This window comes from Tritonibacter mobilis F1926 (assembly GCF_000376545.2).
Lineage (GTDB): Bacteria > Pseudomonadota > Alphaproteobacteria > Rhodobacterales > Rhodobacteraceae > Epibacterium > Epibacterium mobile.
The window spans coordinates 2,850,580-2,873,662 of the sequence record NZ_CP015230.1; the positions used below are offsets into that span (position 1 = coordinate 2,850,580).

Genomic DNA, 23,083 nt, shown 5'->3' on the forward strand with positions numbered 1-23,083 from the left:
CGACAGGTGGCCCATGTTACAATCCATGGTAGCATTCAGTCTCCTCACCAAACGCCGGGGATGTCCCACAATGAAGTCCGCGCTGCGCCTCCAATGGTACCCGAAAAATCGGAAATTTCGTCAAAACGCCGCGCGCGCCATTTTGACGTATCGTAATAATTTAAATATTCCAATTCGTTAGAGATATTATTCTCGGGTTGGCATTTATTGCGAATACCGCCTGTGCTCTTGCGTCAATTATGGCTAGGCCGCAGGATCACGCGTAACACAACCAGAAAAACCGGAGCCACCGTGCCGCTACAGGGAATCCGCGCGCGCCTGCTGTTTACCTTTCTTCTTGCGTCGGTTCTGCCACTGGCGCTGGGCGGTATGGTGTTCTATCGGCTGGTCAATCAGACCATCGCCACCGAGACCTTTCAGAAGGTGGCTTTTGTGCGCGATGCCAAGGCCAGCGAAATCACGCAGTATATGACCTATGCCCGCAGGCAGGCCGAAAACCTCGCCCAGTCTGCCAATGTGCGCTACTCCGTGGGTGAGTTTTATGGCTTTAGCCATGCGCTGCGGCAGATGGACGGCACCCCCGAGGAAGCTGGCGCCAAGCTGCGCAATATTTTCGATATTGATGGCCCTGCGGCGCCCCCGTCCGGTATTGGCAGCGAGGATCGGCTGCTGCGCGAGGCGCTGGAGTATTCCAATACCCATCGCCGCTTTCACGCGGGGTTTCTCGACTTTTTGAACGAGGCGGAATTCGACAATCTTTATCTCGCGGATCGTCACGGTCAGGTGGTCTATTCGGTGCACAAAGATCGCTATCTTGGGCGCATGCTGGACCCCGGCACTGTTGGTTTGGGGCAAGCCTATAGTCGCGCGGTGAGCCAGCCGGGCTATGATCCGGTGTTTCAGGACTACGCATTGGATGCGGTCACCGGGGATCTCGTGGCCTATCTGGCGGTGCCGGTGCGCCTGCATGGCAGCAACAAGGGCGCGATGATCCTGCGCATGCCGCCCAACAGCCTGCAACGGCTGATGATCGAGAGCGAAACCGCCCTGACGGTGTTGTCGTCGCAAGGGACGGTCATTGCCTCCAGCGGCGGGCCCACGCCCGGTGATATGCCGGATGCGATGACCGGCGCGGATGGGGTCGCCCTGCTGGAGGCAGGTCTCTCGGGGGACCCGTCCCTGTCTGCCTGGCGGGTGTTGGACCCGCCCTTTCCCGAATGGACGGTCGTCGCCGAGGCGGACAGCGACACGGCTTTTGCCACCAGCCGCCAGTTGCGCAACGCGCTGTTCCTGATAGGGGCGGTGGCTGTTGCGGGGCTCGCGGTATTGTCCTTCCTGTTTTCCAACGCATTGACCCGCCCGGTCCGGCGCATCTCTGAGGCCGCCAGCGCGGTCGCCACCGGCAGTTTGAACGAAGCACTACCGGAATACGACCACCCGGTGGAATACGCGCGCCTCTCGCGCGCCGTGAACCAGATGCGGCGCGCCTTGCGCGATCAGCTCGACATGATCCGCGACAAGAACGCCGAGCTTCAGGAAAACCTGCGCCAGATTGGCGAAAAGAACGCCAAGCTCGAAGAAGCGGACCGGATGAAGGACCGCTTCCTTGCCAATACCTCGCACGAATTGCGCACGCCGCTGAACGGGATCATCGGCATTCTGGAAACGCTGGAAGGCGGCGCCATGGGCGACATGCTGCCCGCACAGGCAAGCCAGCTGCGTCTGATTACCTTCAGCGCGCGGCGCTTGTCGCGTCTGGTGGACGACCTTCTGGACATCTACCGTATTCGTGAGGGCCGCATGCGGCTGGATTTGCAGCCCGTTGATGTCGCCCATGCGCTGCGCAACGTGCTGCAGTTGTTGCAGCCGACGTTTCAGGTGGATCCGGCGAAATTCCACCTCAACCTGCCCGAGGATCTGCCCGCCGTCACTGCGGACCCAGTGCGGTTTGAGCAAATCCTGTTCAACCTGCTGTCAAATGCGGTGAAATATGGCGGCGGCAGCGAGGTGCATATCACCGCAGAGCGGCGTGCCTCGGGGCAGATGGCACTTGCGATCCGCGATCATGGCCCCGGCATTGCTGCCGATAGTATGGAGCGGATCTTTCACCCGCTGGAACAGCTGATGCCCGAAGGGTCGGGCCAGGCCACAGGCACCGGTCTGGGGCTTACCATTGCGCGCCATCTGGCGGATCTGATGTCGGGCAGCATCGAGGTCTCAAGCACCCCCGGCGAAGGATCGGAATTCCGGGTGCTCTTGCCGCAATCCGACCTGCCGGCGATTGCGCCGCTTGAGGAATGGCTGCCCACGCAACTTGCCCCGGCCCCGATGATGCAGTCCGAGACAGGCAACACCAGCCCGGCCGCACCGGATGGGTCGCCGATGATCCTCGCCGTGGATGATGAACCGATCAACCTGCAAGTGCTGCAAAACGTGCTGCAACCGCAAGGCTACCGAGTCACCACCGCGCGCAACGGGACAGAAGCGCTGCGCAATGTTGCGCAGGACCGGCCTGATCTGATCGTGCTGGATGTGATGATGGCGGGTCTCAGCGGGCTTGATGTGGCGCGGGATCTGCGCCGCCGCCACGGGTTACATGAACTGCCGATCATTCTGCTCACCGCGCGCGGGCGCACCAGCGATATGCTTGCGGGCTTTGAGGCAGGCGCCAATGATTATGTGGTGAAACCCTTTGTCAAAGACGAGCTTTTGAGCCGCATTCGCACCCTTCTTGAGGCCAGCCGCGCCCGCAGCCGGGCAGAGGAAAACCGCGAGTTGAAAGAGGAAATCGAGCGTCGTATCCAGATCGAGGACGCCCTGCGCCTGTCGCAGCGTCGGATGACACAATTGCTCGACACGCTGGAGGACGGGCTGATCTGCATCAATGCCCGTGGTGTGGTCACTTACGTCAATGACGCCGCACAACAGGTTCTCGATCAGCGCGTGACGGTGAACCGCAGTCGCCTGAAGGAGCTTCTGCCCCCGGAGGTTCTGGCCCCGCTCGAACAAACAGAAGTGGAGGACGAGCCGATCCACATGGAAATCACCCTGCGTGGGACCTCGCATCAGGTCAGCCTGTTTGCCATGCTCCCCGAAGCGGGCGGTGGGCGTGCAGTGCTGTTTACACAGGCGCAAACCCCGCGCGCGCAATTCGTGCACTCTCTGCGTGATGTGGTCGATACCTCGCTGCCTTCCTTGATTACAGAAGATACCACCGAAGAAGCCAGCGCCGCGCCCGGTGACAGCTATCGCGAAACCATCGTGGCGCTGATGTCGGACTCGCTGGAGATCTGGAGCGCCGCGACCGGTAAGGGCAAGATCGACTTTGCCGAGACCAGTGGCATCTGGCGCGTGAACCTCGACAAGACATCACTGCAAACCCGCACGCTCGACAAATACCTGCTGATCGAGACCCTGCCCGACAACCCGCGCTGGCGCGACGTGCTGAAAACCGTGAGCTTTGTGCTCTCACTCAAGGAACGCGACACCGTGGACGACGCCCTCGCCCAGCGCTTTGATACGATGGAAATCCGGCTGGAGGAGTTCCGCGCCTTGATCGCCCAGCGCGGCTGAGGCTTAGTCGCCCAGGGGCTGTGGCCCCGTGCGACCGTGATAGGCGGTAAGAGAGGCCCGGATGCGGCGCAGGTTTTCGGTTGTGGCCTCGCTGCGCGCCTGCGCCACGGACATTGCCAGCGCATCCACGATCACCAGATGAGCATAGCGCGAGGCGGTGGGTTTCAGGATGTCCGGATCTTCGGGCAGATCGGCCTCGATTGCGATGGTCGCTTCCTGCGCCAACCGGCTGCCGGGGCGCGTAATGGCCACGACCGTTGCGCCGTAGCCGCCGGCGATCCCCGCCGCGCTGACGATTTCATCCGCCGCGCCGCTGGTGGAGACCAAAAGCAGCACATCATTCACCCCCAAGGTCGCCGCGCGCATCTGCAACAGATAGCTGTCGGAAACCGCAACTGCCGGAATTCCAAGCCGAAACATCCGGTTGGCCGCCTCTTGCGCCACCATGGTTGATCCACCGCCAACCCCGGCGACCACGATCTGCCCGGCCTCCGTCAGCGCCTGCACCGCCGCATCCATTCGTTCGGGCACGATCTGCTGACGCATCACATTCACGGTCGCGTAGAGCGCGCCCAACACCTGATCGACCGCGCCTGCGCCCCCCTCGGACACGTCCCGGTGACTGGGCGCGAGGTATTGCAGGCTGACCGCGAGGTTCTGCGCTAGGCGTAATTTGAACTCTCGAAATCCGTCACAGCCCATGCTCCGGCAAAAGCGCACAACCGTGGGCGTGCTGACCCCAACCGCCCCCGCAAGTTCGGCGATGGTCATGCCGGAAATCTCCTCAAGATGTGCCGACACGAAGTCTGCAACCTTCTGCTCACGCGCGGCAAAGGTGCCGTTCAACTGGCGGAGATTGGAGATCAGATCCACTGCGCCCTGTGCGGGGCCGTTGTCAGGTGTCGGCATCTGTCTCTCCGGTCATTTAATCAGGCGATTCTGTACCTAAGATACATTTTCAGGTCAAATCGCCATCGAATTCTTCCTTTATACATCCATATTTGTAGCTAAGTAACAAAAATTACTTGACGGAACCCACAATACCTCCTGAATATGTACCTTAATTACAAAACAGGGAGTCGTCATGATCGGGGATTTTGCAGGTCGGCTAAGCCACCAGATCAACCGCGGGACCGAGGTCATCCTTGCCGCGCTGATGGTGGCTCTGGTGCTCGACGTCTGGATCGGCGTTGTGGATCGCTACTTCTTTCACTGGCAGCTGCCATGGCCCGAAGTGCTGGCGCGCTACCTGATGATCTGGGCTGCGATGCTGGCGGTCTCTTCGGGGATTGCGCGGCGCGAACATATCGGGCTGACGACGGTCTTGCTGAACCTGCCCGCACCGCTGCGCCGCGCCATGCTGATCGCCATCGACCTGATGACATTCGCCCTGTTTTTCTACGTGCTGTGGTTCGGCATCGGTTTTGCCGAAAGCGGAGCCAAACGGCAGGCGATGATCCTCGGCGCAACGTTGCAGCCCTTCTACGCCGCAATCCCCGCCGCCGCCGCGCTGGCCTGCGTGCAGGTGGTGCTGGTGATGGTCCGCGATGCCGGACGACAGCTAGATCTGCCCGAAACCGATAGCGAAGAAGGAGCGGGCGCATGATCGTCGGCATCTGTTTTGTCGTCCTACTCGCCGTCGGCATGCCCATCGGCTTTGCCATCGGTCTTGCGGGTGTCATCGGTATTTTCAGCATGGGCGGCGGCACCACGTTCCTCGCCATCGGACCAAGCAAGATCTTCAACGGGCTAAATATCTTTCCGTTTCTTGCGATGCCTTTCTTCATCCTGGCAGGCGAGATTATGAACAGCACCGGCATCACCGGGCGGCTGGTGAAGCTGGCGGAGGTGCTGGTGGGCCGTTTTCGCGGTGGCCTCGCCCATACCAATATGCTGGCCTCGGTGTTCTTTGCCGGGCTCACCGGATCGGCCACCGCCGACGCCGCAGCCTTTGGCCGCACGTTGGTGCCCGCCATGGTCAAACAGGGGTACAAACGCGATTACGCCTGCGCGGTCACGGCTGCGGGGTCAATCATCGGACCGACCATTCCGCCATCGGGGCTGATGGTGGTCTATGGCTCCTTGATGGGGGTCTCCATCGGTGGGCTGTTTGCAGCAGGGCTGCTGCCGGGATTGGTGATCTGTGCGGTTTGCATGGGCGTGATCGCCATTGGCGGCAAACGTGAGAACCTGCCCAAGGCCGACCGCGGGGCCACATTGGGCGAAATCTGGCAGACCTTTCTGTCATCCATCACTGCGCTCTTGATGCCTGTCATCATCCTTGGTGGCATCCTTGGCGGGATCGTCACACCGACCGAAGCGGCCTCTATCGCTGTGGCCTATGCATTGTTCATCGGCTTCTTCGTCTACCGCACACTGACCTTTCCCGACCTCTACGCAATGCTGGTGCGCACCGCGCGCATCACCGGTGTGATCTTTGTCATCATCGCCTTTGCCGGGATTCTGGGCTGGTGGATGAGTTTCGAGCGCATCCCGCAGGCCATCGCGGGCAGCGTGTTGGGCCTGTCGGAGAACCCTTATGCGGTGATCGCCATCATCATCTGCATCCTGCTGGTGGTCGGCATGGTGATGGATATCACCGCGATCCTGATCATCCTCGGCCCGGTGCTTGTGCCGCTCACCGAACAGATCGGACTGGAGCCCATCCACGCAGGCATCATCTTTGTGCTGGCGCTCAATATCTCGCTGATGACGCCGCCGGTGGGGGCCTGCCTGTTCGTGCTGTCCTCGGTCACGGGCGAGAAGCTGGAGCGGATCTCGGTCAAGCTCGCCCCCTTCCTGATCGCCGAAGTAATCATCCTCTTCCTATTCGCATTCTGGGAGGACGCGGCGCTGATGCTGCCGCGTGCGCTCGGATTTGCCCCCTGATCGGGGCCACCAAACCAACCATCAAAAAAACCAACAGTGAGGAAATCAAAATGAAAACAGTCCTGAAAACTGCTGTCGTTGGCGCGATTGCGGCCCTGACCGCCAGCTCCGCCATGGCCGGTGGCACCATCCGCTTTGGCCATGACAACAAGACAGACCCGTTTGAAAACCCCGCACATGCCTGCACGGCTGTGTTTCAAAACATCGTCACCGCCGACACCAATGGCAGCGTCACGGTTGAGGTCTTTGGCTCCAACCAGCTTGGCACCGCTGCCGAACATGTCCAGCAGGTGCGTGACGGCGTCATTCAGGCGACACTCACCTCCACCGGCGCACTGGCGAGCTATTACCCGCGTATCGACGTGCTGAACCTGCCATTTGCATTCGCCAACAACGCATCGACCTACTCGGTCTTTGACGGCGAATTTGGCGAGGCACTGGCGGCAGATATCGAGGCGGAACTGGGTGACGTCGTGGTGCTGGGCTTCCCGGATACGGGCGGGTTCTTTGCCGTCACCAACTCTCAGCGCCAGATCGCCAACCTTGAGGATTTCGACGGGATCCGCATCCGCACCATGACCCTGCCGAGCCACCAGAAGATCGTGCAGGCGCTGGGGGCGGAGGCCTATCCGCTCAGCTGGGGTGAGGTCTATTCCGGTCTGCAAACCGGCGTGATCGACGGTCAGATGAACCCGGTGCCGATCATCTCCTTTGCGAATTTCGCAGAAGTGCAAAAGCACATGACGCTCACCAACCACCTGTTCTCGCCCTACACCTTCATGATCAACAAGGCCTTCTACGATGATCTGACCGAGGCGGAGCAGAACACCCTGCACACCGCCGCCGAAAGCTGCGTCACCGCCAGCCGGGGTCTGTCGCGCATCATTGAGGCCTCAGATCGTGGTCTGGCGGGTCTGATGGACAAGATCGAAGTGACCGCCCTCTCCGCCGAGCAACGCGCCGCGATGGCCGGTGCCACCCAGCCCGCGTTTGAGGCCCATGTGGCCGAGAACCTCGATGCCAAGGCGGGAGAGTTGCTGACGCTCTTCAAATCCGAAGTCGGGAAGGCGAACAACGCCTCTTACCTCGACTAACGGTCCCCGACCGGGGCGTGAGCGCGCTCTCGCCCCGGAACCTCAATTTCAAGGATTTGCCTCATGCGCGTCTTCTGCGCTTCTCTTGCCACCGAAACCAATACCTTCTCGCCGCTGCGCACCGATTTCTCTGATTTTGCGCAGAGCTTTTACGCCCCTCCAGGCGAACACCCGGACACTCCGACGCTGTGCTCCGCTGTGTTCCCGGCCTTGCGGCGGCGCGCAAAAGAAGAAGGGTTCACCCTGATCGAAGGCACCGCCACATGGGCGGAACCCGGTGGGCTGGTGAGTGCGGCAACCTGGGAGCATCTGCGCGATGAGGTACTGAGCCAGTTGAAGGCCGCCCTGCCGGTGGACGCGGTGATACTGGGCCTGCATGGCGCGATGATTGCGGATGGCTGCGTCGACTGCGAGGGCGAATTGATCGCCTCCGCCCGCGCGCTGGCCGGGCCGGACGCCAAAATCGGCGTGAGTTTCGACCCCCACAGCCATCTGAGCGCCAAACGGGTCGACAACGCCGACATCATCACCGTGTTCAAGGAATTCCCGCATACAGATTTTGTCGAGGCGGGCGAGGCTTGCGTGGACCTGACCCTGCGCGCCGTGCGCGGTGAGATTGCGCCCGAAATATCAGTCTTTGACGTGCGCATGATGGATGTTCTGCCGACCAGCATTCAGCCGATGCGCGGGTTCGTGGATAAGATCATGGGGCTGGAAGCGCGCGGCGAGATCCTCTCCGGCTCTGTCATTCATGGGTTCATGGCCGGCGACAGCCCCGACCTTGGTGCCAAGATCGTCGTGATCACCGATGGCGATGCCGCCAAGGGCGAGCGCCTGTCCCGTGACCTCGGGATGGAGCTGTTTGGCTTTCGTGGTCGCACCAAACCCGATTTTCTACCTGCGGCCGAGGCCCTGCGGCGCGCAGATACCAGCGCCAAGACCCCTGTGGTGGTCGCTGACGTCTGGGACAATCCGGGCGGTGGTGTTGCGGGCGATTCCACGATTTTGCTGCGCGAGGTGCTGACCCAACAGCTGGATGGCGTGGCCTTTGGCACCATTTGGGACCCGATGGCGGTGCGCCTGTGTTTCGCCGCCGGAGAGGGTGCCGCGCTGGATCTGCGCTTTGGCGGCAAGACCTCTGCCCATGCGGGCGCACCGGTGGACGCTCGGGTGACCGTGATGCGGCTTCAACGTGATGCGGTGCAGAGTTTTGGCACCTCGGTGGTGCCGCTTGGCGATTGCGCGGTGATCCGGATCGGGGATCTGGACATTGTGTTGAACACCAACCGCAGCCAGACGTTCTCGCCCGATCTCTTCACCAACCTCGGCATTGATCTTGCCCAGAAACGCATCGTGGTGGTGAAATCCACCAACCACTTTCACGGGGCATTTGCGCCAGTGGCCGGAGAGATCCTCTACGCTGCCGTTGATGGCCCCTATCCAAACGACCCGGCGCGCACCGACTACACCCGTCTGACCCGTGCGATCTGGCCGCGTGTTGAAACGCCGCATGCTGAGGAGACCGCCTGATGACCTTGCCCATCGACACCCCCGCCGTCCTCGTCGATCTGAACATCGCAGAGGCCAATGTGCGGGCCTTTCAGGACTATTGCGACAGCCACGGCCTGCAGCTTCGTCCGCATATCAAAACCCACAAACTGCCGCGTCTGGCAGAATATCAGATCGAACAGGGTGCCATCGGCATCACCTGTCAGAAAATCACCGAAGCCGAAGCCATGATCGCGGGCGGCGATATGCGTGATATTCTGATCACCTATAATATCCTCGGACAGGATAAAGTCGCACGGCTGCGCGCCCTGTCCGAACAGGTGCGCCTGTCCGTCGTGGCGGACAACACCGCTGTTGTCGAAGGGCTGAGTACAGGATTTGCGAATGCAAAAAACCCGCTCCCGGTGCTGGTCGAGTGTAATACCGGCGCGGATCGCTGCGGTGTGGAAACTCCGGCAGAGGCGCTGGAGCTGGCTTTGGCGATCAATGCCGCCCCCGGTCTGCGCTTTGCGGGGCTGATGACCTACCCGCCGACAGGAGGTGCGACGCAGGTCACTACATGGCTCGCCGAAGCCAAGGATCTGATTGAGGCCACGGACCTGACAGTAGAAGTGATTTCCTCCGGCGGATCACCCGATATGTGGCGCGCCCACCATATGCCACTCGCCACCGAATACCGGATCGGGACCTATATCTACAACGACCGCTCCTTGGTGACGCGTGGCACCTGCGACTGGGACGATTGCGCCCTGACGGTTCTGGCGACGGTGGTTTCCACCCCGTCAAAGACCCGCGCAATCATAGACGCAGGGTCCAAAGTTCTGACCTCGGATCTGCTTGGTCTCGATGGCTTTGGTCACGTTCTGGGGCACCCCGATCTGAAAATTGACCAACTGAGCGAAGAGCATGGCCGGATCACCTCGGATCAGCCAACCGGGCTTCGGGTTGGCGACCAACTCCGGATCGTGCCCAATCATGCCTGCGTGGTGTCGAATATGCTCGACCACGTCACACTGATGCGCGGCGATGAGATCATCGGCACCGAACCCGTCGCAGCGCGGGGGCAAGTCTGGTGAGCAGTCCTCAGATCCTATGCCTTGGCGAGCCACTGGTGGAGTTCAACCAGACGCCTGACGGTTCCTTTGCGATGGGCTTTGGCGGTGATGTGTCAAACGTCGCTATCGCCGCTGCCCGACAGGGCGCGCGCGCAGGAATGATCACCCGCGTCGGCGATGATCCCTTTGGGGCAGCCCTTGGCGATCTGTGGTTGGGCGAGGGCGTCTCGACCGCGCATGTCACCCGCGCCACCGGAGAAGAAACCGGCGTCTATTTCGTGACCCACGATGCGGATGGCCATCACTTTACCTATCGGCGTAAAGGATCAGCCGCCTCACGCCTCGCCCCAGCAGATCTGCCGCAAACAGCCTTGCAGAACTGCCCGATGTTTTATGCCTCGGGCATCAGCCTTGCTGTGTCTCGCAGCATGCAGGACGCCGTGACCGAGGCCGCAGCACTCACGGGCGCCGCAGGCGGCATGTTTGCCTTTGATCCGAACCTGCGCCTTGCGCTCTGGTCACTGGACGTGGCCCGCGAGACTACACATCGCTGCATGGCGACCTGTGATATTGCCCTGCCGGGGCTGGACGACGCACGGCAATTGACAGGCCTGAACACGGCTGAAGACATTGCCAAGTTCTATCACGACCTCGGCCCGCGCATCGTGGCCCTGACGCTCGGGGCTGAGGGCGTGCTGATCTCTGTCGACGGCGCGCAGCGCAGGCTGTCCGGGCACCGCGTCGCGGCCAAAGACGCCACCGGCGCAGGTGACTGTTTCAACGGCGCCTTCCTCGCGCGCCTTCTGACAACCGACGATCCATTCGCCGCAGCCGAGCACGCCAATATGGCAGCCGCGCTCTCGACCACCGGTTTTGGGGCCGTGACACCGATCCCGACCCTTTCCCAAACCCGCAACGCCCTTGAACAGGCGGTGCGGGGCTAAACTCCCAAACTATCAGGAGACTCCTCATGACAATTGAACGTATCGGCGCAGAGCGCACTGGCGCAGGTGGGCAGAACCTGCCGTTTTCCCCGGCCACCCGCGCAGGCGATTTTGTCTTTATTTCCGGTCAGGTCGCGATGAATGAACGGGGCGAGATTGAGCCCGGCGGCATTGAGGCACAGACCAAGCGCACCATGGAGAACGTGATCGCGGTGCTGGCGCAGGCGGGCTGCACGCTGGATGATGTGGCCAAGGTCAATGTCTGGCTTGATGATCCGCGGGATTTCTGGACCTTCAACCGGGTCTACGCGAGCTATTTCCCCAATGGCGCCCCGGCGCGTTCGACGGTGCGCTCGCAGTTGATGGTCGACGCCAAGATCGAAATCGATGTGACGGCGTATAAACCTCTGGGCTAAGGCATCGTTTGAAAAGCCACCCCGGAAAACACAAACGGGCCGCCCGATGGGGCGGCCCGTTTTTTATCCATATGCGCGGTCAGGCGTTATTCTTTTGGCCCCAGCGCGGACAGGCCTTTGAGGATATCGATGGCATAGGCCAACTGATAGTCCTGCTCGCGCAGTTCTGCGGCTTTCTCGGCCTTTTCACGATCCGCTTCGATCTGGCGGACTTCATCCTCCGACAGGCTGTCGTTGTTCAAACGACCACGCAGCTCTGCCTCGGAGCGCGGACCAAAGGCGCTGCTGGCGGGCTCGTCTTCTTCTGCTTCAGGGCGGCGGCGCGGTTGTGCCACGACGATATCGGGGCTGACGCCAAGTGCCTGAATGGACCGGCCAGACGGGGTGTAGTAACGCGCGGTTGTCAGGCGCATGGCACCGTCGCTGCGCAGTGGCATTACGGTCTGCACCGATCCTTTACCAAAGGATTTCGTGCCCACAACAATCGCCCGGCGATGGTCTTGCAAGGCACCCGCAACGATTTCCGATGCAGAGGCGGAACCGCCGTTGATCAACACCACAATCGGTTTGCCGCCAATAAGATCGCCCGGCGTTGCGTTAAACCGCTCGCCATCTTCGGGGTTGCGGCCACGAGTGGAAACGATCTCGCCGCTTTCGAGGAAGCTGTCGGCCACACTGATGGCCTGTGTGAGCAAACCGCCCGGATTGTTGCGCAGGTCGAGCACGATCCCGTTCACATTGTCCATACCACCCAGCGCCTCAACCTGTTCTTGCAGGTTGGATTCAAGGTTCGGCGTGGTTTGTTCATTAAAGGTGGTAACGCGCAGCACCACGGAATCACCCTGAGTGCGACCCCGCACGGCGGTGAGCTTGATGGTGTCGCGGATGATGGAAACGTCAAAGGGCTCATCTTCGCCTTCGCGCACCACGGTGATGATAATCTCCGACCCCACCGGGCCGCGCATCAGTTCAACTGCTTCATCCAGTCCCAGACCAAGCAGGCTCTCACCATCCACATGGGTGATAAAGTCACCAGCCTCGACACCGGCCTCATCGGCGGGCGTGCCATCCATCGGAGAGACGACTTTGACAAACCCGTCTTCCTGCGTGACCTCAATGCCCAGACCGCCGAACTCACCTCGGGTCTGCACCCGCATCTTGGTGGCATCCTCGGGCGACAGATAGCTGGAGTGCGGATCAAGAGATTGAAGCATGCCGCCAATTGCGGCTTCGATCAGCTCTTTTTCATCGACCTCTTCGACATATTGCGCACGGATGCGTTCAAAGATGTCACCAAACAGATCGAGCTGTTCATAGACGGTTGCCTTGTTGCTCTCTTGTGCCAGCAGTGGTGCTGCCACATATGTTGTCGCCACAAAGCCCGCAAGCGTCCCACCCAGAGCCGCCATCGCAAATTTCTTCATCTCTTGCCTATCCACCTTGCCCTGTCCGAAACCACGTCTCTGGGTCCACGGGACTGTTTTCCATTCTGACTTCTATATAGAGCGTTTCCGAGCGGCCAGTTCCACCCCCTTCACCGCTAAGTGACAAAATCGCGCTGCTCGCTGCCGCATCCCCGCCCATCAGGCCAACTGGCGTACCCTCAGGGATCACTTGCCCGGCTTCTCCAAAGACGTCGGCAAGGCCCGATAGGATAAAGAGCGTGTTGGGCTGCGGCTCCAGAATCACCACATTGCCAAGATCAAGGAGCGGGCCGAGGTATCGGATTGTCGCCGCTGTCGGTGTGGTGACAAGCGCGCGGGGGCGAGTCGCGACGAGAATACCCGCACGCGCAACACCCGCCGCATCCTTATCCCCATAGCCGCGCAGCAAAAGCCCCTCGACCGGGAAGGGCAGGTCGCCGCGCAGATCAGTGATATCTGCACCATCAGCCTCGACCCCGTTGGCCTCCGCGATGAGCGCCAGCCCATCGGCAAAACCGGTCAGTGTCTCGGTTGAGGAGATCAGGATCGCAGTCTGAACTGGGTCTTCGGTAAAGCGCTTGGGCAGATCCTGGCGATCCGCAATCGCGGTCGACAGTGCCGCACGTGCGTCCTGTACGCCGCGCAATCCATCCTCAAGCTGCTGCGCCGCGCTCTGTTGTAACAGCCGCAAGTCTCGCACCTCTTGCAGGTCATTGCGCAACGCATCGGCGCGTGCCTGCAGTCCCGGTGTCACCTCGGCAAGCATCATCGCAGACCGCGCGGCCCCAAGCGGACCGGAGGGATGTAGCATCAGCACTGGCGGCGTTGAGGTCTCAATCGTGGTGATCACACCCAATAGATCTGCAACCTCATCCTCGCGTGCCTTGAGCTGGGTGGTGAGTTGCGTTTCACGCCGCGCCACACGGCGCAGCCCCTCCCGCATCGCCTGAAGCCCGTCTTCATAGGCGCGCACGGTTTCCGTCAGCGCCTTGACCCGGTCATTGGCGCTTTTGGCGGCATCCAGCCGTTCTGACGCGGCCTCTAGCGCCGCCGCTGCAGCCGTGGCTGCTTCACCGGGGTTCTGGGTTGCTGCTTGCGCAGGGATCGCGGCCAAAAGGCCCAGCGCCAGCATCATCACGCGCAGTGGCATCATACGATCAGGCTTTCCCCGGTCATCTCCGCAGGTTGCTCCAGCTCCATCAAGGCCAGAAGCGTCGGCGCAAGATCGGCCAAGCGCCCATCCTTCAGCGCTGCCCCCTCTGGCCCACCAACAAGCGCCACCGGCACGAGATTGGTGGTGTGTGCCGTATGCGCACCGCCTGTTTCCGGGTCGACCATCATCTCGCAATTACCGTGATCGGCGGTGACAATCATTGCACCGCCTGCGTCCTTGAGGGCCGCGACAACCTCACCAAGTCCCTGATCCACCGCCTCACAGGCCTTGATGGCCGCATCAAGGTCCCCTGTGTGACCAACCATATCCGGGTTAGCGTAGTTGGTGACAATGAGGTCATAGCCCGCCTCGATCGCCTCGACGAATTTCGCGGTGACCTCCGGCGCGGACATCTCAGGCTGCAGATCATAAGTCGCCACCTTGGGCGATTTTGGCATGAAGCGGTCCTCGCCTTCCTCGGGTGTTTCCTTGCCACCGTTGAGGAAGAAGGTCACATGGGGATATTTCTCGGTCTCCGCCAGACGGAACTGACGCTTGCCCTGTTTGGCCACCCATTCGCCCAGCGTGTTGACGATGGATTTTTTTGGATAGGCGGTGGTCATATAGGCGTTGTGGCCTTGGGAATATTCCACCATGCCCAGCAACCCTGCAAGCACGGGCCGGGGGCCGGTGTCGAACTCTGCAAACTCCGGCTCGCCAATGGCGCGCAGGATTTCGCGTGCCCGGTCCGCCCGGAAGTTGAGGCAAAAGAAACCGTCGCCGTCCTGAATGCCATCGAATCCATCAATCACCGTGGCCTTGACGAATTCATCCAACTCTTCACGCCCATAGGCGGCCTCAACCGCCGCCTTAGCACTCGGCGCGGTAAACTGACCCGCACCCTTGACCATGGCCTCATAGGCCTGAGAGACCCGCTCCCAGCGGTTGTCGCGGTCCATGGCGAAATAACGCCCGATAACGGTGGCGATTTGCGCCCCTGCGGCCATACCGGCCTCAAGCTGATCCAGATAGCCCAGCGCCGATTTCGGCGCTACGTCCCGCCCGTCGGTGACCGCATGCAGCCAGACCGGCACGCCCGCATCGCGGATCGCCTTAATCGCGGCCAGGATATGGGTCACATGGCCATGCACGCCGCCATCCGAGACCAGCCCCATCAGATGCGCCGCACCCCCGGTTTCCTTTAGTTTGGCGATAAAGGCCTGAAGCGCGGCATTGTCGTAAAAGGACCCGTCCTCGATCGCGAGGTCGATCTGGCCGAGATCCATCGCCACCACCCGGCCAGCGCCGATATTGGTATGGCCAACCTCGGAATTGCCCATCTGACCGCTGGGCAGACCCACATCGGGGCCATGGGTGATCAGCCGCGCGGTGGGGCAGCTTGCCATGATCGCATCCAGTGTCGGCGTCTTTGCAAGATAGGGCGCATTGGCCGGGCCCGGCTCAGCACTGCCCCAGCCATCGAGGATGCAAAGAACAACGGGTTTGGGTGCGGTCATGGCGCGTCTCCGGTCAACGAGTGCGGTGTTTCGCCTCGGGTTCTACAGACTGTCGCGCGGTTGGGAAACCGGGGAGTGCGCAATCCGCGCGAATGTGACCTCAGCCGGTGCGTTTTTGCGCATCTCTCTCCGCATCACAGGCGGCAAAGGCGCAAGATCCGGGTCGCAGGGCGAATGGCTCGGCTGTTAGCCATACACTCAGAGTTCACCAATAGGACCAAACCCATGCCCCAAATCATCGCCATGCCCACCGAAACCGTGCGCGCCTATCAGGCCGGCCTGCCCGACGCCCATGGCCAGCGGCCGGAACGCGCCACCTCTGACGGCGGCGGCAACCCTTGTCGCCATTGCCTGACCTATATCCCCGAGGGGGCCGAGATGCTGATCCTTGCGCATCGCCCCTTTCCCACAGTACAGCCCTATGCGGAAACCGGGCCGATCTTCCTCTGTGCCAGCACCTGCACCCGGCACGCGGGCCCGGAGATGCCCGAGGTCTTCACCCGTTCCCCCGACTATCTGATCAAGGGGTACGGCGCAGACGACCGCATCGTCTACGGCACCGGGATCGTGATCAACAAGGATCGGATGATGGCGCAGGCCGAAGAGATCTTCGCCGACCCGCGCGTGCGTTACATCCACATCCGATCCGCGCGCAACAACTGCTATCAGGCAAAGATCGAGCGCTGACTCCCTTAGCGCGCGGCAACGAGGCTAAGGCCACTGGCGACGAACACCCCGCCCGTGGCCTTATGCAGCCGTGACATCGCCCGGCGGGACAGTTTCAATTCGCGCACCCAAGCGCCAAGCCCGCAGTAAAACGCCGCCACACCAAATGACCCCAGTCCGACCACTGTGACCATTGTGGCAAGCTGTCCAAGTCCTGTGCCTTCCGGTGACAGGAATTGCGGAAACAGCGCGGTAAAAAATATGATGGCCTTGGGATTGCTCGCCGCCACGGTGAAGCCGCTGACAAACAGGCGGGCAGAGCTCATGGTGGCTGGCCCCATCGCCTCTGCCATATCGACCCGCCGCGCAGCGCTGCGCCACATCTGGATACCGGCCCAGATCAGATAGGCAGCGCCCAAGTATTTCACCACCAGAAACAGGCTCGCGGACCCGGCAAGCACCACCCCCAGCCCGGCAGAGGCTGCAATCGCCTGCAAGATCGACGCGGCTGCATTGCCCAGCGAGGTCCAGATCGACCGCAGCCAACCGCTCCCTGCGCCATGGGCAAATGCGATCAGCGTGCTTGGACCCGGAATGAGAGAGACCCCGACAACCGCAGCTGCGAACAAGACGATCTGGTGCAAATCCATTCGTAAGAACCCTCTCAGCCAAATACCGACGGGCCGCAGAGACCTGCCGCGCTCCCGATCATTTCAGGGACCTTAAGCGGCGCGATCACCCAGAGCGAGCGTTAATTGCACCAGTGTGAACCTCGGGCAGCGTCTTGGTCATCGCGTAGTTATGCATCATCACGCCCCGGCGTTCAAAATCGCGACGATGTTCCTCGGCAAAGCCTTGGCGCAGAAAGAACCGCCGCGCCGCCTCGCTGGCCTCGACATAAAGCGACGCAAGACCAAGGGCGCGCGCCTCCCCCTCCAGCCGGGCATAGAGTTCGGCGCCGATGCCCGTGCCGGCCACCTCGGGCGCAAGGTAGAAACAGTCGATGTGGCCGTCGGCCTCCAGCTCGATAAAGCCTTGCGCGACGTCGTTTGCGTCCGCTGCGACCCAGATGCGGCGGCCGTCCTGCGCGCGCTCCAGCACCCGGTCGACCGGGGCGGGCTCCGGGCTCCATGCGGCGCATTGTTCGGGGGTGTAATCCCGCGCGCCGACCTGATGCACGGCGGTGTGAAAGATCCGTGCCCAGTCGGCGGCGTCACGGGGTTCAAACGGACGGATCAGCATCAGCGGGACTTTGTCAGTGCGAGGAAGACATCTTCGAGGTCAGCCTCTTCGGTTTTGACGTCCCGAATGGAAATCCCGGCTGCGCGCACCGCCTCCAGCACCGCCTCGGCAGAGGTTTCGTTGCTGTGATAGCGCAGCACCACGGCACCGTCACCGCGCAGTTCGGCCTCGATCCCCGGCCCTTGTGGCAGGGTCGTGACGGGGGCGGCGGGCTGCACCACCATCGCGCGCGCATCAAGGCGGCCCAACAGGTTTGCGGTCGAATCCCGCGCTACCACTTCGCCCTGATTGATGATGGCGATCTCGTCGCACATCTCCTGCGCTTCCTCCAGATAATGGGTGGTGAGGATGATGGTCATGCCCTGCGCGTTGAGCTTACGGACGTTCTCCCACAGCATCTGGCGCAACTCGATGTCGACACCGGCGGTGGGCTCATCCAGAACCAAGATATTGGGGCGATGCACCAGCGCCTTGCCCAACAAAAGCCTGCGCCGCATACCACCCGAAAGCGTGCGGGCATAGGCCTCGGCCTTGTCCTCCAGTCCGATCAGTTTCAGGATGCCGTCGCTGTCGCGCTCGGCTTTCGGCACACCATAAAGACCCGCCTGCACCTCCAGCGCACCGCGAGGGGTAAAGAACGGGTCGAGGTTCAGCTCCTGCGGCATCACCCCGATCGAGGCCCGGCTCTGGCGTGGGTTTTCATCCTGATCAAAGCCCCAGATCGTCACTTTGCCACTGGTTTTCAGCACCAGCCCGGCAAGGATATTGATCAGCGTCGACTTGCCCGCACCATTCGGCCCCAAGAGGCCAAACACCGATCCACGCGGCACGGTGAGGTCGATCCCTTTTAATGCATGTTTCTCCGGCTGACCTTTGCGCCCTTTGTAAGTTTTGCGCAAAGCTTCAATGCGGATTGCCTCGTCAGTCATCGCGGCTCTTGCCCCCGGTATTTCCATGGCTCATAAAGCCCCTAACGCATTAGCCAGAGGATCGCCAGCGATGACCATAGAAGCGCCGGAAACCAAGATCGTAGACAGCTACCGTGTCGCCTGCGACGGCAGCGAGGGCGCGCTCGGTCATCCGCGGGTCTATCTTCAGATCCCCGAGGACAGCGGGTTTGTCGAATGCCCCTATTGCGATTGCAAATACATCCACCGGGATTTTGAAGGCAAAGTTGCCTGAACCGGGCTTGCCCGCGCTTTTGATCCGCGCCCGGGTTCGCTAGTCTGCCGGATATGGCAGAGCTGTTGATCATATATCATTCCCGCACCGGCGGCAGCCGGCAGATGGCCGAGGCCGCACATGCAGGCGCTTCGGGCGAAGGGTCCGCGCGTCTGGTCCGCGCCGAGGAGGCCGGGCCGGAGGATTTGCTGGCGGCAAGCGGCTATCTGTTCTGCGCGCCGGAAAACCTCGCGGCGCTGTCTGGTACGATGAAGGAATTCTTTGATCGCTGCTACTATCCGGTGCTGGGACAGATCGAGGCGCGCCCCTATGCGCAGATGATCTGTGCTGGATCGGATGGCGAGAGCGCCGCGCGGCAATTGGCACGGATCGCCCAGGGTTGGCGGCTGAAGGCGGTGCAAGAACCGCTGATTATCTGCACCCACGCACAGACTCCGGAGGCGATTCTGGCCGACAAGGTCATCCCCGAGGCAGAATTGCAGATGTGCCGCGAGTTAGGTCAGGCCATGGCAGCAGGCCTTGTGATGGGAATGTTCTAAATCTGTCGAACTGCCAGATGGGCCAATACCCTACCTGCAGGCCACCGCGACACATGCGTGCAACATCACAGTGCAGATCGGCGCTCTGTCAGGCCATTCAAAGCATCACATAGCTGATCAAAATGGCCCCCTGCCAATTGCAGCCGCTGAATGAGGTCCCGACCGCCCCAGACCTGAAACGCCTCGGACGCATTGAATTCGCCTCTCCCCCAAATCGTGCCGGGCTTCGCGCGATCATAGGAAAAACTTGCGTTTCCATAGCTGCCGTCCTCGCAGATAAATTGAGCAGAACCGCTGGCATCTGATGTACTTAGAATCTCCCATTTTCCACGGCACGCCACGCCATCTTGGGTCTTCCCCTCGATATTGCCCGACAACCAACCGAGCGTCGCCCCATGGATGCTTTGCCCATTGTCGAAACAGGCCAAAAGCGGTGTACAGTGGTCGCCCTGACCCGGGTTCGAGGTGCAACCAGACAAGAAAGCTTCCGCCTCGGAACTTGAGGCTTCGCGTTGGCAGGATGTAATCAAGAGACCGCTCAGGCTGAGCAGAGTGATTGCAGTGACGCGACGGATCGGAGATAAGGCGGATAAGAACATCTGGGAAACAATCGGTTGGGGTCAAACACCATGAGCACTAGCAATTTTGGCAAAGGCTGTCACCTCCACCTGATCGATGGCTCCGCCTTCATCTTTCGCGCCTACCATGCGCTGCCGCCGCTGACGCGCAAATCCGACGGGCTGCCGATCGGTGCGGTCGCGGGGTTTTGCAACATGCTGTTCAAGCAAGTCGAGGACAACAAGGGCCCCGATGCGCCCACCCATGTGGCGGTGATCTTCGACCATTCGGGCAAGTCGTTCCGCAATGACATGTACGATCTCTACAAGGCCAACCGCCCCCCCGCGCCTGAGGATCTGGTGCCGCAGTTCCCGCTGACGCGCGAGGCCACCCGCGCCTTTAACATCGCCTGCAAGGAAATCGAAGGCTTCGAGGCCGATGATATTATCGCCACATTGGCCTGTCAGGCGCGCGAGGCCGGGGGCCGCGTCACCATCATCTCATCGGACAAGGACCTGATGCAGCTGGTTGGCGACGGGGTCGAGATGCTCGACGCGATGAAGAACAAGCGCATCGACAGCGATGGCGTGCGCGAGAAATTCGGCGTCGGCCCCGAACGTGTGGTCGATGTGCAGGCGCTTGCCGGTGACTCGGTCGACAACGTGCCCGGCGCGCCCGGCATCGGCATCAAGACCGCTGCGCTGCTGATCAACGAATTCGGCTCGCTGGAGGATCTGCTGGACCGCGCCGAGGAGATCAAACAGCCCAAGCGCCGCCAGACTCTGGTGGAAAAACGCGATCAGATCGAAATGTCCAAACGCCTCGTGCAGCTGGATTGCGACATGGAGCTGGACTTCACCCTCGACGATCTGGAAGTGCGCGACCCGGACGCCGAAACGCTCCTGGGCTTCCTCGCCGAGATGGAATTCCGCACCCTGTCCAAGCGGATGGCCGACCAGCTGGGCCGCGAAGCCCCGACGATCCCCGAAGCGCCCTCCGCCGCGGCCGCCGCGCTGGAGCTGCCCGAGGCCCCGGGCTTTGACAGTGCCGAATATACCACCGTGCGCGACGCCGAGACCCTGCAACAGTGGATCGACCTCATTCGCGACCACGGCTATGTCGCGGTGGATACCGAGACCACAGGCCTCGACGAGATGATCGCCGATCTGGTCGGCATCTGCCTCTGCGTGGTGCCCGGGCAGGCCTGCTATGTGCCGCTCACGCATAAGGCGGGTAATTCCGACGATCTGTTCGGCTCTGACGATCTGGCCGAGGGTCAGATGCCGCTGGAGACGGCGCTGGAGATGCTGAAACCGGTGCTGGAGGATGACGCCATCCTCAAGATCGGCCAGAACATGAAATACGACGCCAAGATCTTTGCCCGCAACGGCATCGACGTCGCCCCGATCGACGATACCATGCTGTTGTCCTACGCGCTGCATGGCGGCATGCACGGGCATGGCATGGACACGCTGTCGGAACGCTACCTCGATCACCAGCCGATCCCGATCAAATCGCTGCTGGGCAGCGGCAAATCCGCGATCACCTTTGACCGGGTGCCGATCGACGACGCCACGCCCTATGCGGCCGAGGATGCCGACATCACCCTGCGCCTGTGGCAGCAGTTCAAACCGCAGTTGCACCAAAAACAGGTGACCACCGTCTACGAGACCTTGGAACGTCCGCTGGTGCCGGTGCTGGCGCAGATGGAGCAGAACGGCATCAAGGTGGACCGCGACACTCTGAGCCGGATGTCGAACGCGTTTTCGCAGAAGATGGCCGCACTTGAGGCCGAGATCCACGAGCTTGCGGGCGAAAGCTTCAACGTCGGCTCGCCCAAACAGCTGGGCGAGATCCTCTTTGACAAGCTGTCCCTACCGGGCGGCAAGAAAGGCAAGACCGGGGCCTATGCCACCGGCGCCGACATCCTTGAGGATCTGGCAACCGAGCACGAGCTGCCCGCCCGTGTGCTGGACTGGCGGCAGCTGTCGAAACTGAAATCCACCTATACCGACGCCTTGCAGGAACATATCCACCCGGAAACGGGCCGGGTGCATACCTCGTATTTGCAGACCGGGGCCAACACCGGGCGTCTGGCCTCGAGCGATCCCAACCTGCAGAACATCCCCGTGCGCAGCGAGGAAGGCCGCCGTATTCGCGAGGCTTTTGTCGCCGAAGAGGGCAATGTGCTCCTGTCGCTCGACTACAGCCAGATCGAGCTGCGCATTCTGGCCCATGTGGCGGGAATCGACGCGCTGAAACAGGCCTTTGCCGATGGTCACGACATTCACGCCATGACCGCCTCCGAGGTCTTTGACGTGCCGCTGGCGGAGATGACACCGGAGATCCGCCGCAAGGCGAAGGCGATCAACTTCGGGGTGATCTACGGCATCTCGGGCTTTGGTCTGGCCCGCAACCTGCGCATTCCGCGCGGCGAGGCGCAGGGCTTCATCGACCGCTATTTCGAGCGTTTCCCCGGCATTCGTCAGTATATGGACGACACGGTGAATTTCGCCAAGGAGCACGGCTATGTGCAGACGCTGTTTGGCCGCAAGATCCACACGCCGGAGATTGCCGCCAAGGGGCCGCGGGCGAGCTTTGCCAAACGGGCGGCGATCAACGCGCCGATTCAGGGCACTGCGGCGGATGTGATCCGCCGCGCCATGGTGCGGATGCCGGATGCGATTGCGCATCTGCCTGCCCGCATGCTGTTGCAAGTGCACGATGAATTGCTATTTGAAGTTCCTCAGGATCACGTGGACGAAACCATTTCAGCCGCCCGCGAGATCATGGAAGGCGCGGCCGATCCGGCGGTGCATATGGACGTGAAACTGGTGGTGGACGCCGGTCGCGGCCAAAACTGGGCCGAGGCGCATTAACGCGCGCTCTGGCCCGTTTTAGACAGAGCCCTTCCCGGCGGGCGCCCGACGTGGCCGCCGGTTTTTGACCAAACCAATTGGACGACCCGTTTTGAAACCGATCATCTTGACCGCACTGCTGGCGGCGCTGACCGCCTGTGCCCATCACATCGACCCGCAGGTCACCGCCTATAACGGCGACAGCGTCACCATTGCTACCAAACAGAAATTCAAACGCCACTGGGCGCTGAAAGTGGCCAGGGACGAGGCCGACCGCGTCTGTCGCGCCGGTCAGGGCAAACGCGCCGAACATGCCTCGACCGAGACTGACCGCGCCCGTGGCCGCAATCTGGACCTGTTCCTCTGCTTGCAGTGACCGGTCGCGCCAATACGCCCTGCGCCGCGCCAGCGGCGCCGGGCCCAACGCCCGCAGATCATCTGCGATGATCGCACGGGGGGCGGGA

At 61.6% G+C, this 23,083-nt stretch carries 21 protein-coding genes; 13 read left to right on the plus strand and 8 right to left on the minus strand.

Annotated elements, in window-relative coordinates; genetic code table 11:
• The first annotated feature begins 291 nt into the window (after positions 1-291).
• Complete coding sequence (locus K529_RS13450; RefSeq protein ID WP_046002063.1) at positions 292-3,573, plus strand: hybrid sensor histidine kinase/response regulator; 3,282 nt, start codon at positions 292-294, stop codon at positions 3,571-3,573.
• Between the two features lie 3 nt (positions 3,574-3,576).
• Here K529_RS13450 and K529_RS13455 read toward each other — a convergent pair whose 3' ends face one another.
• Positions 3,577-4,482 (minus strand): MurR/RpiR family transcriptional regulator, encoded by a 906-nt coding sequence (locus K529_RS13455; protein ID WP_046002064.1) that lies wholly within the window; start codon positions 4,480-4,482, stop codon positions 3,577-3,579.
• Positions 4,483-4,657: 175 nt separating this feature from the next.
• On the opposite strand from K529_RS13455, the gene K529_RS13460 reads away from it, so the two are divergent.
• The 7 genes from K529_RS13460 to K529_RS13490 all read left to right on the plus strand — a co-directional run bounded on the left by K529_RS13460 (position 4,658) and on the right by K529_RS13490 (position 11,480).
• Positions 4,658-5,179 carry a TRAP transporter small permease gene (locus tag K529_RS13460; RefSeq protein ID WP_005624715.1) on the plus strand — a complete coding sequence of 174 codons (522 nt, stop codon included), beginning with the start codon at positions 4,658-4,660 and terminating at the stop codon, positions 5,177-5,179.
• Complete coding sequence (locus K529_RS13465) at positions 5,176-6,462, plus strand: TRAP transporter large permease (protein WP_005624717.1); 1,287 nt, start codon at positions 5,176-5,178, stop codon at positions 6,460-6,462. Before K529_RS13460 ends, K529_RS13465 begins: the two co-directional genes overlap by 4 nt.
• 50 nt (positions 6,463-6,512) lie before the next feature.
• Positions 6,513-7,556: a TRAP transporter substrate-binding protein gene (locus tag K529_RS13470; protein WP_005624719.1), complete on the plus strand. Its 1,044-nt coding sequence runs from the start codon at positions 6,513-6,515 to the stop codon at positions 7,554-7,556.
• Positions 7,557-7,619: 63 nt separating this feature from the next.
• Positions 7,620-9,086 (plus strand): M81 family metallopeptidase, encoded by a 1,467-nt coding sequence (locus K529_RS13475; protein WP_046002065.1) that lies wholly within the window; start codon positions 7,620-7,622, stop codon positions 9,084-9,086.
• The gene (locus K529_RS13480) at positions 9,086-10,141 is read left to right on the plus strand and encodes a D-TA family PLP-dependent enzyme (protein WP_005674386.1); all 1,056 of its coding nucleotides are present in this window, start codon (positions 9,086-9,088) and stop codon (positions 10,139-10,141) included. Before K529_RS13475 ends, K529_RS13480 begins: the two co-directional genes overlap by 1 nt.
• Positions 10,138-11,064, plus strand: coding sequence for a sugar kinase (locus K529_RS13485; RefSeq protein WP_046002066.1), 927 nt, complete (start codon positions 10,138-10,140; stop codon positions 11,062-11,064). Before K529_RS13480 ends, K529_RS13485 begins: the two co-directional genes overlap by 4 nt.
• Positions 11,065-11,090: 26 nt before the next feature.
• Positions 11,091-11,480, plus strand: a complete 390-nt coding sequence (locus K529_RS13490; RefSeq protein WP_005637293.1) for a RidA family protein — start codon at positions 11,091-11,093, stop codon at positions 11,478-11,480.
• An 86-nt stretch (positions 11,481-11,566) separates the two neighbouring features.
• Here K529_RS13490 and K529_RS13495 read toward each other — a convergent pair whose 3' ends face one another.
• Genes K529_RS13495 through gpmI form a run of 3 tightly spaced genes read right to left on the minus strand, consistent with a single transcriptional unit; the run spans position 11,567 to position 15,574 of the window.
• Complete coding sequence (locus tag K529_RS13495) at positions 11,567-12,904, minus strand: S41 family peptidase (protein WP_005637296.1); 1,338 nt, start codon at positions 12,902-12,904, stop codon at positions 11,567-11,569.
• A 7-nt stretch (positions 12,905-12,911) separates the two neighbouring features.
• The gene (locus K529_RS13500) at positions 12,912-14,057 is read right to left on the minus strand and encodes a murein hydrolase activator EnvC family protein (RefSeq protein ID WP_005637299.1); all 1,146 of its coding nucleotides are present in this window, start codon (positions 14,055-14,057) and stop codon (positions 12,912-12,914) included.
• Positions 14,054-15,574, minus strand: coding sequence for a 2,3-bisphosphoglycerate-independent phosphoglycerate mutase (gpmI, locus tag K529_RS13505; RefSeq protein ID WP_005637302.1), 1,521 nt, complete (start codon positions 15,572-15,574; stop codon positions 14,054-14,056). Before gpmI ends, K529_RS13500 begins: the two co-directional genes overlap by 4 nt.
• Positions 15,575-15,799: 225 nt before the next feature.
• Between gpmI and K529_RS13515 the strand changes: the two genes are divergently transcribed.
• A complete protein-coding gene (locus tag K529_RS13515; protein WP_005637307.1) occupies positions 15,800-16,261 on the plus strand; it encodes a DUF1203 domain-containing protein in 462 nt (153 codons plus the stop codon).
• A gap of 5 nt (positions 16,262-16,266) precedes the next feature.
• On the opposite strand, the gene K529_RS13520 is transcribed toward K529_RS13515, so the two are convergent.
• The 3 genes from K529_RS13520 to K529_RS13530 all read right to left on the minus strand — a co-directional run bounded on the left by K529_RS13520 (position 16,267) and on the right by K529_RS13530 (position 18,411).
• Complete coding sequence (locus K529_RS13520) at positions 16,267-16,890, minus strand: LysE family translocator (protein WP_046002067.1); 624 nt, start codon at positions 16,888-16,890, stop codon at positions 16,267-16,269.
• 85 nt (positions 16,891-16,975) lie between these two features.
• Positions 16,976-17,482 (minus strand): GNAT family N-acetyltransferase, encoded by a 507-nt coding sequence (locus K529_RS13525; RefSeq protein WP_046002068.1) that lies wholly within the window; start codon positions 17,480-17,482, stop codon positions 16,976-16,978.
• Complete coding sequence (locus tag K529_RS13530; protein WP_046002069.1) at positions 17,482-18,411, minus strand: ABC transporter ATP-binding protein; 930 nt, start codon at positions 18,409-18,411, stop codon at positions 17,482-17,484. The genes K529_RS13525 and K529_RS13530 overlap by 1 nt, the downstream gene beginning before the upstream one ends.
• Before the next feature lie 70 nt (positions 18,412-18,481).
• Here K529_RS13530 and K529_RS13535 point away from each other — a divergent pair, with 70 nt between their 5' ends.
• Together K529_RS13535 and K529_RS13540 are read left to right on the plus strand one after the other, a co-directional pair.
• On the plus strand, positions 18,482-18,664 hold the full coding sequence (locus tag K529_RS13535; protein WP_005679955.1) for a zinc-finger domain-containing protein: 183 nt from the start codon (positions 18,482-18,484) through the stop codon (positions 18,662-18,664).
• 53 nt (positions 18,665-18,717) lie between these two features.
• Positions 18,718-19,203 (plus strand): flavodoxin family protein, encoded by a 486-nt coding sequence (locus K529_RS13540; protein ID WP_005664799.1) that lies wholly within the window; start codon positions 18,718-18,720, stop codon positions 19,201-19,203.
• 65 nt (positions 19,204-19,268) lie between these two features.
• Here the strand turns inward: K529_RS13540 and K529_RS13545 are convergent, their stop codons facing one another.
• Positions 19,269-19,682, minus strand: coding sequence for a hypothetical protein (locus tag K529_RS13545; protein WP_227512297.1), 414 nt, complete (start codon positions 19,680-19,682; stop codon positions 19,269-19,271).
• A gap of 150 nt (positions 19,683-19,832) precedes the next feature.
• Between K529_RS13545 and polA the strand changes: the two genes are divergently transcribed.
• A complete protein-coding gene (gene polA / locus K529_RS13550) occupies positions 19,833-22,640 on the plus strand; it encodes a DNA polymerase I (RefSeq protein ID WP_046002070.1) in 2,808 nt (935 codons plus the stop codon).
• A gap of 91 nt (positions 22,641-22,731) precedes the next feature.
• Positions 22,732-22,995 (plus strand): hypothetical protein, encoded by a 264-nt coding sequence (locus K529_RS13555; RefSeq protein WP_046002071.1) that lies wholly within the window; start codon positions 22,732-22,734, stop codon positions 22,993-22,995.
• Positions 22,996-23,083 lie beyond the last annotated feature (88 nt).